Raw genomic sequence first — 6918 nt, 5'->3', positions numbered from 1 at the left:
CCCCAAGCCGGTTAGGCTCGGCGCCAGTCCCCCCTCGATACCCCCCGACGCCGGGCCGCTGCTCCTAAGCCGCTGTCAGGATGAGCGCGCGAGCGATATGACGCGTCATCGGTGTCTATGCGACGGAATCATGAAAGGCGAGATTGCCCGGTCGTTGCGTGCGCCTTAGCGAAGCTTCATGAAGGGTTCCTGCACGAGGCCGCGTCATGCTCACTGATAGCCAGTACATTCTCGAACGCATCAGCCAAGGCTGCGTGACGCTCTCCGATGGCGAGTTCGTCATCGACAGGCTGGTTAAGTATTTCGGCAATGGGAGGATCCGCTGGCATGTCGAATTCCGTGGGCATCGCATCGAGCTGACGACAGGCCAGCTCAAGAAGCAGCCGACCTTCCGCAGGAAGATACTCGAACAGGCTGGGGTGCTGCCGCCCCAGCGTGCCGGGACCGACTACAGGCGATGGGCACTCGATTTGAGGAAGAATGCCATCGAGCTTCCGTGGCGGGACAGGCCGGTGGACGTCGGCTTCGCCATCGACAGGCTCGCCAGCCACGGCGACGGGCGCTGGACGGTCGAATACCAGGGCAAGGCCATCAAATTCACGACGACAAAACTCCGCAGGCAGGTGAGTTTCCGCAAACGCATGCTGGCCAAGGCCAAGGTGTTGCCGCCTCAGTTGGACCCGGCTGCCTATCGCAAGTGGATGGACTGGCTCATTCAAAACGCCGCCGAGGCCGACCCGCAGACCGGCGATGCCTTGGTGAGCGAGAAAAGCTGGCTTGACGACCTGCCTGAGCTGGCCGGCTGGCAAAATGAAACACCGCCTCCAGAGACCAGCTAAGAGCGGCGACAGTATCCAAATGCAAGCAGCGATGGCACTCGTTGCGTTTGCCATGCCTGCCAGTTTCGGCACACATTGATGGCGAAGGTAGTCTGACCAGAGCTGGCTCGCTGGCAATCAGAATTGAAATGAGACCACATGGACCGCTTCGACCTCGGCACCTACCGCCGTCCCATCTCCACTCGTTCTTCAGAAACCCAGCGTTGGTTCGATGTTGGCCTCAACTGGTGCTACGGCTTCAACCATGAGGAAGGCATCAAGTGTTTTGAGAAGGCGCTCGAAACAGATCCTAAATGTCCGATGGTGCATTGGGGCATCGCCTATGCCGCCGGACCTTTCTACAATCTGACCTGGAAAGAACATGGCGAGGCCGAGGCCGACAGCGCGACCAAGCGCTGCTTCGAGCATGTCCAGCTGGCCCGGGCCAATGCGGCTTCCGCCAACGAGATCGAGAAGCGGCTGATCGAGGCGCTGGCCGCCCGCTTTCAGAAGCCATACCGGGTGAGCCCAGAGGAATTCGAACGGTGGGATGATAGCTATGCCGCCGCGATGCGGCTTGTGTATCGGGACTGTCCCGACGACCATGATGTGATGGCACTGCTGGTCGAAGCGCTGATGATGCGCACGGTGCGGCGGCTGTGGAACCTCAAGACCGGCGCGCCGGCGCCGAATTCCGATGTCGTCGAGGCGCTCGACGTCTGCGAACGGTCGGTCCGGCTTGCCGATGAGGCCGGCGCAGCACAGCATCCGGCGATCGTCCACCTGCACATCCATCTGCTGGAAATGTCCACCATGCCGGAGCGCGGCATGCGGTCAGCGGATCTGCTCGGCGAAATGTGCCCCGATGCCGGGCACATGAACCACATGCCGGGGCACATCTATGTGCTGTGCGGCGAGTATGAGAAAGCCAAACGCGCCAGCGAAAAGGCGGTACGCGCCAACGACCTCTATCTCGCCTATGCGGACGAGCCGACCTACTATTTGCTCGGCTGCTGCCACGATCTGCACCTGATGATGTTCACCTGCATGTTGTCGGGCCAGTACCAGCCTGCACTGTGGGCCGCCGATCGAGTGCGCAGCCTGGTCGCGCGCGACGTGGTCGCCATCCCCGGCCGGCCCAAGCTCACGCAGACGGTGGAAGGCTACCATGCGATGAAATCGCATGTGCAAGTGCGCTTCGGCCGCTGGCAGGAGATCATCGACGAACCGGCGACCGCGGAGCCAGGCCTCTATGTGCTGACGGCGGCCATGCAGCACTACGCCAAGGGTGTGGCGCATGCGACGCTTGGGAATTTCGCTGAAGCCGAGCGCGAGCGCGAAGTGTTCCATCGGCATCTGAAAGGCATTGCGCCCGAGCGGCGCTTCCTCAGCAACCCGGCGCAGGCTTCGCTGGCTGTCGGTGTCGCCCTGCTCGACGGCGAGCTGGCGTACCATCAGGGCCGGCATGACGAGGCCTATGGCCATTTGCGGCAGGCGGTCGAGCTTGACGACAATTTGTCCTACACCGAACCGTGGGCCTGGATGCACCCGCCGCGCCATGCGCTGGCGGCGCTGCTTCTCGACCAGGGCCACGCGCAGGAAGCAGAACAGGTCTATCGCGACGATTTGGGCCTGAGCGGCACGGTGCAGCGCTGCGCCCAGCACCCGAACAATGTCTGGGCACTGCACGGGCTGGTGGAATGCCTGAATCGGCGCGGCGAGACTGATGAATTGCCGATATTGCAGACAAGCCTTGCCGCGGCGCTGGCCAGGGCGGATGTGCCGATCACCTCGTCCTGCCTGTGCAGGACGAGCGCGCAGCAAGGCTGCTGTCACTGACGCGAAGTCAGCCTGCCGCCATTGTTGCGGCCGATCGGCTCGCCAAACAAATTGTCGGCCGATCATCGTTGGCGGTGGAAACCTCGCCGCCCGGTCGTGTCACCTGCCGATCAGCCCAGGCTCCACGCTTTGTCTCGTACCACGCCTTCCTCGATCAGCACCGAGCAGTCTATCTCATCGTGAAGTTGGGCGTTTGGGTCGGACAAAAGCCAGGAAGCATAGGACCGAAGCTGCTTGAGCCTGGCTGTTTTCTCAAGCCGGGCCTGGCGCTCATCCTCGGCTGCCGGTCTTCTGTCCTTCTGGGCAGGAAATTGCATGCTGGCTCTCCTCGGTCACCGAGCTGCGCTTCGATTGAAGCCAACACATGCGCTGGCGAGAGTCGCCATCCATCTGGATGATGGCGGACCCTTATCAACAATGCACCCGCGCCACCGCCGGGTGCTCCCTGGTCCGGGTTCGCTGCGGCGCATCGGCACTCGGCAGTCGGACGCAGCCAGGGGAATGGAACCAGATCGGCCGTGCGACGTCATAGAAGCAGGTGCTCATACAGGAGTGTGACCTCCATGATCAGGCTCGTTCTTGCCGCTGCCGCCATGCTCGTCATGGCATGGGACGCAACGGCGGCGGCAAAACTGGACGCGGCCACTGTCAACAACGCCCAATTTGACGGCAGCGAAGCGAAAGGCGTCAGTGCGACCGTGCTGAAGGCGCAAATCCTCCTGGATCGTGCACGCTTCTCGCCAGGCCTGATCGACGGCCGCCAAGCGGAGAACTTCAGCCGGGCAGTCGGTGCGTTTCAAGCGGCCAACGGACTGCCTGCCGACGGCAAGCTTAACCGCGAGACATGGGACAAGCTGGTCGCGAGCTCCTCGCGCCCGGCGCTTGAGACCTACGAGTTGACGCGCAAGGATGTGCGTGGACCGTTCACCAGGCGAATTCCGGCGCGCATGGAGAGGATGGCCCGCCTGCCCCGGCTCGCCTATCACAATGCCCTGGAAAAGATGGCGGAGCGCTTCCACAGCAGCGAGGAACTGCTTGAACGGCTCAATCCCGGCATCGGCTTCAGGAAGGCGGGGCAAAAGCTGCTGGTGCCAGCTGTAACCCGAGGTGATCCGCCGCAAGACATTGGGAACGTCGAGGTCGACAAGAGCGCTCGCCAGGTTCGCGTGCTCGACCCTTCCGGCAAAGCGCTTGCGACGTACCCCGCCTCGATCGGGAGCCAGGAGAAGCCCGCGCCGAGTGGCGAGGCAGAGGTCAAACGCGTGGTGCGCCACCCAACCTATCACTACGATCCCGAGTTTGCCTTCAAGGGGGTGAAGACGAAGCGCCCCTTCACGATCGCTGCCGGGCCGAACAATCCGGTGGGATCGGTCTGGATCGATTTGTCCATCGATAGTTATGGCATTCACGGGACTCCGGACCCAGGCAAGATCGGAAAGACCTTCTCGCATGGTTGCATCAGGCTGACCAACTGGGATGCCGAAGACCTCGCCTCCGAAGTGCAAAGAGGCACAAAGGTCGTCTTCAAGGAAGAAGCGGCAGGATCGGTCGAACAAGGATCGCAGTAGGCAGGCGCCACGGGCTAACTTTCGACCGTGTGACTGGCGTCACCGAAGGCGTAGGGCGGCGCCCCTACCCCAGCCACTTCTCGTAGTCGGACACCAGCAGATGGACCGGGGCAACGTCTTCGTCGATGTTGGAAAAACGGCCGATCGGTTCGCGAAACACATTGTCGGTGAGATCGTCATTGACGGTCGAGACCTCGCCGATCAGCACGTCCTTGCCCTCGGCCCAGAAGGCATGCCAGACGCCGGGCAGCAGCGTGACGCTCTGGCCCGGGTCGAGCTTCAGGAGCCCGCCCGCGGGCAGCCTGTGGATGGTTCCGTCGACCGGCACCGAAACCTCCGCCTTGGGATCGATGCCGCCGTCGCGGTCATGCATGAACAGTTCCAGCACCAGCTTGCCGCCGCCACGGTTGATGATGTCCTCGGCCTTGATGTTGTGGCGGTGCATCGGCGACAGCTGGTCCTTGCGCGAGATCATGATCTTCTCGGCATAGAGCATACCCATGCCCTTCTTCATGTCCTCGTAGCGGCCGTTGCGAACGGTGAACAGGAACAGGCCGAGTTCCCTGAATTTCTCTTGCCCGTAATCGGTGATGTCCCAGCCGAGCCGCGAGGTGAATACGGCCGACGAGTCGACCTGACGCGCCTTGGCCTCCTGCGGCGACCAATAGGCGAAGGGCGGCATGATGTAGCCGAACGAGCGGATGAAAGCGTCGGCTTCGCGGATGATGTCGTTGATGGCGGAGCGCTTCATGATCATGATCCCTTCGTATCGATTTGTCTGGCAGATCGCATAGCCGAACGCCGATGCGGTGTCGATCCATCTCGCCGTCCTGTCCGGCGTTGCGCAGGGCGTATGGACCACAGATCCGCTTGCCTGGCCGCGTGACATCACGGATTTTCAGGGCCATAAAACCCGCGGATTCCTCATGGGGTGAAAGATGATGCCGACCGTTCACGATCTCGATACGCCATCCATCCTGATCGACGCCGCGCGCGCGGAAGCCAACATTGCCCGCGCCCAGGCGCATGCCGACAAGAACGGGCTGAAGCTCCGGCCGCATATCAAGACGCACAAATTGCCCTACTGGGCGAAGAAGCAGATAGCGGCCGGCGCCGTCGGCATCACCTGCCAGAAGATCGGCGAGGCCGAGGTGATGGCCGATGCCGGGCTGAACGATATTTTTCTTCCCTACAACATCCTTGGGCGCGCCAAACTGGAACGCCTTCTGGCGCTGCACGGGCGCGTCACCCTGTCGGTGACAGCGGACAGCATGGAGACGCTCGAAGGGCTGGCAACCACCTTCACCGATGCCGGCCATCGTTTGCAGGTGCTGGTCGAATGCGACACCGGCATGGGACGCTGCGGCGTGCAGTCGGCTGATGAAGCGGTTGCGCTGGCAAGACAGATCGACAGAGCCGGTGGCCTCGCCTTCGGCGGACTGATGACCTACCCGGCCGCCGGGCGGGCAGCGGAGGCCGAAGCCTGGCTCGCCGGGGCCAAGCAGGCACTTGCCGCGTCGGGCCTCGCCTGCGACCGCATCTCCAGCGGCGGCACGCCGGATATGTGGCGCTCCAGCGATACATCCGTTGTCACCGAGTATCGTCCAGGCACCTACATCTATCTCGACCGCTATCAAGTCGCCAAAGGCGTCGGCGGCCTCGACGACTGTGCGCTGACGGTGCTGTCGACGGTGGTCAGCCATCCCACAGCGACGCGCGCTATCCTCGATGCCGGCAGCAAGGCGCTGTCCAGCGACACGCTGGGTCTCGCCGATTTCGGCGAGTTGCTCGGCGTGTCGGGAGCGCGGGTGACGGGCCTGAGCGAGGAGCACGGCACCGTCACGCTTTCGGGCGACGGCAAGCTGCGCATCGGCGAGCGCGTGCGTGTCGTGCCCGACCATTGCTGCGTCGTCACCAATTTGTTCAACGAGGTCAATCTGGTCGACGGCGACAAGGTGCTGGAAACGCTGCCGGTGGCCGCGCGGGGAAGGATGGGGTGAGACCGACGCGCCCGAACTGAACGCCACTCAGCGTTGAAGAACTGGACCCAGCGCCGCTTTCAATGGATCGAGGGCGTCGCCGTAGAGTTTCCAGCGCTCGACTGAGGATGAATAGATCGGCTGGCGCACCTGCCAGCGGCTCGGCGTCCGCACCGTGCGCTCGGTTTCGTGGAAACGGAGGCAGGCATCGTCCCATTCGATCCCGAGGAACCCGATCAATCCACGCGCTCGGTTTTCGAAATCGGCCACCGTTTCTTCGTAGGGCATGTCGTGGATATCAAGCGGGACGACCTTGGCCCAATGGCGCATCAAGCGATCATATTGCCGGTAATACTGCCCCAGCTTGTTCAGATCGGCATTGTAGCCATGCGCTTCGGAAAAATTATGCATGAAACAGGACGTGCAATTGTCCATCGGGTCGCGCCGGCAATGGATGATGCGGGCATTTGGCAAGATGAGGCTGATGAAGGCCAGCAGTTCGAAATTGTGCGGCATCTTGTCGACGACCAGCCGCGCCTTGCTGTTGCGCTTGTTGAGATCGTCAAGATATTTCGAGCCAAGCACTTTCGCCTTGGCCGGAGTGAGCGCCGCCATAGCCTTGGTGAAGACAGAAGGATCGAGCTTGTCGAACCCGAGTTCACCGGCCAATGAGCGAATGGTCGGCAGTTCGCCCGCGCCATAGATTTCGCGATG

At 62.4% G+C, this 6918-nt stretch carries 7 protein-coding genes; 4 read left to right on the top strand and 3 right to left on the bottom strand.

Annotated elements, in window-relative coordinates; translation table 11 throughout:
* Window positions 1-206 precede the first annotated feature (206 nt).
* Window positions 207-839, top strand: a complete 633-nt coding sequence (locus EN984_RS16850) for a hypothetical protein (protein ID WP_127271884.1) — start codon at window positions 207-209, stop codon at window positions 837-839.
* Between the two features lie 138 nt (window positions 840-977).
* Entirely contained in the window at window positions 978-2657 is a 1680-nt protein-coding gene (locus EN984_RS16845; protein WP_127270689.1) for a tetratricopeptide repeat protein, read from the top strand.
* A 110-nt stretch (window positions 2658-2767) separates the two neighbouring features.
* Here EN984_RS16845 and EN984_RS16840 read toward each other — a convergent pair whose 3' ends face one another.
* Window positions 2768-2974 carry a hypothetical protein gene (locus tag EN984_RS16840; protein ID WP_164749017.1) on the bottom strand — a complete coding sequence of 69 codons (207 nt, stop codon included), beginning with the start codon at window positions 2972-2974 and terminating at the stop codon, window positions 2768-2770.
* Window positions 2975-3220: 246 nt separating this feature from the next.
* Between EN984_RS16840 and EN984_RS16835 the strand changes: the two genes are divergently transcribed.
* Window positions 3221-4225 carry a L,D-transpeptidase gene (locus tag EN984_RS16835; RefSeq protein WP_127271881.1) on the top strand — a complete coding sequence of 335 codons (1005 nt, stop codon included), beginning with the start codon at window positions 3221-3223 and terminating at the stop codon, window positions 4223-4225.
* Between the two features lie 64 nt (window positions 4226-4289).
* Here EN984_RS16835 and EN984_RS16830 read toward each other — a convergent pair whose 3' ends face one another.
* A complete protein-coding gene (locus EN984_RS16830; protein WP_127258087.1) occupies window positions 4290-4976 on the bottom strand; it encodes a D-lyxose/D-mannose family sugar isomerase in 687 nt (228 codons plus the stop codon).
* A 190-nt stretch (window positions 4977-5166) separates the two neighbouring features.
* Here EN984_RS16830 and EN984_RS16825 point away from each other — a divergent pair, with 190 nt between their 5' ends.
* Entirely contained in the window at window positions 5167-6225 is a 1059-nt protein-coding gene (locus tag EN984_RS16825; protein ID WP_164749018.1) for a D-TA family PLP-dependent enzyme, read from the top strand.
* Window positions 6226-6252: 27 nt separating this feature from the next.
* On the opposite strand, the gene EN984_RS16820 is transcribed toward EN984_RS16825, so the two are convergent.
* Window positions 6253-6918, bottom strand: a 666-nt coding sequence (locus tag EN984_RS16820) for a sulfotransferase (protein WP_164765500.1), incomplete at its 5' end; no start/stop codon positions are given.

It is taken from the genome of Mesorhizobium sp. M7A.F.Ca.CA.004.12.1.1 (genome assembly GCF_003997835.1).
Taxonomy (GTDB): Bacteria; Pseudomonadota; Alphaproteobacteria; order Rhizobiales; family Rhizobiaceae; genus Mesorhizobium.
This window is presented reverse-complemented; position numbering and strand designations above follow the sequence as displayed.

Excerpts from the sequence above, each read along its gene's own strand:
- EN984_RS16850 (WP_127271884.1), top strand. The coding sequence starts at position 207 with ATGCTCACTGATAGCCAGTACATTCTCGAACGCATCAGCCAAGGCTGC.
- EN984_RS16845 (WP_127270689.1), top strand. The coding sequence starts at position 978 with ATGGACCGCTTCGACCTCGGCACCTACCGCCGTCCCATCTCCACTCGT.
- EN984_RS16840 (WP_164749017.1), bottom strand. The coding sequence starts at position 2,974 with ATGCAATTTCCTGCCCAGAAGGACAGAAGACCGGCAGCCGAGGATGAG.
- EN984_RS16835 (WP_127271881.1), top strand. The coding sequence starts at position 3,221 with ATGATCAGGCTCGTTCTTGCCGCTGCCGCCATGCTCGTCATGGCATGG.
- EN984_RS16830 (WP_127258087.1), bottom strand. The coding sequence starts at position 4,976 with ATGAAGCGCTCCGCCATCAACGACATCATCCGCGAAGCCGACGCTTTC.
- EN984_RS16825 (WP_164749018.1), top strand. The coding sequence starts at position 5,167 with ATGCCGACCGTTCACGATCTCGATACGCCATCCATCCTGATCGACGCC.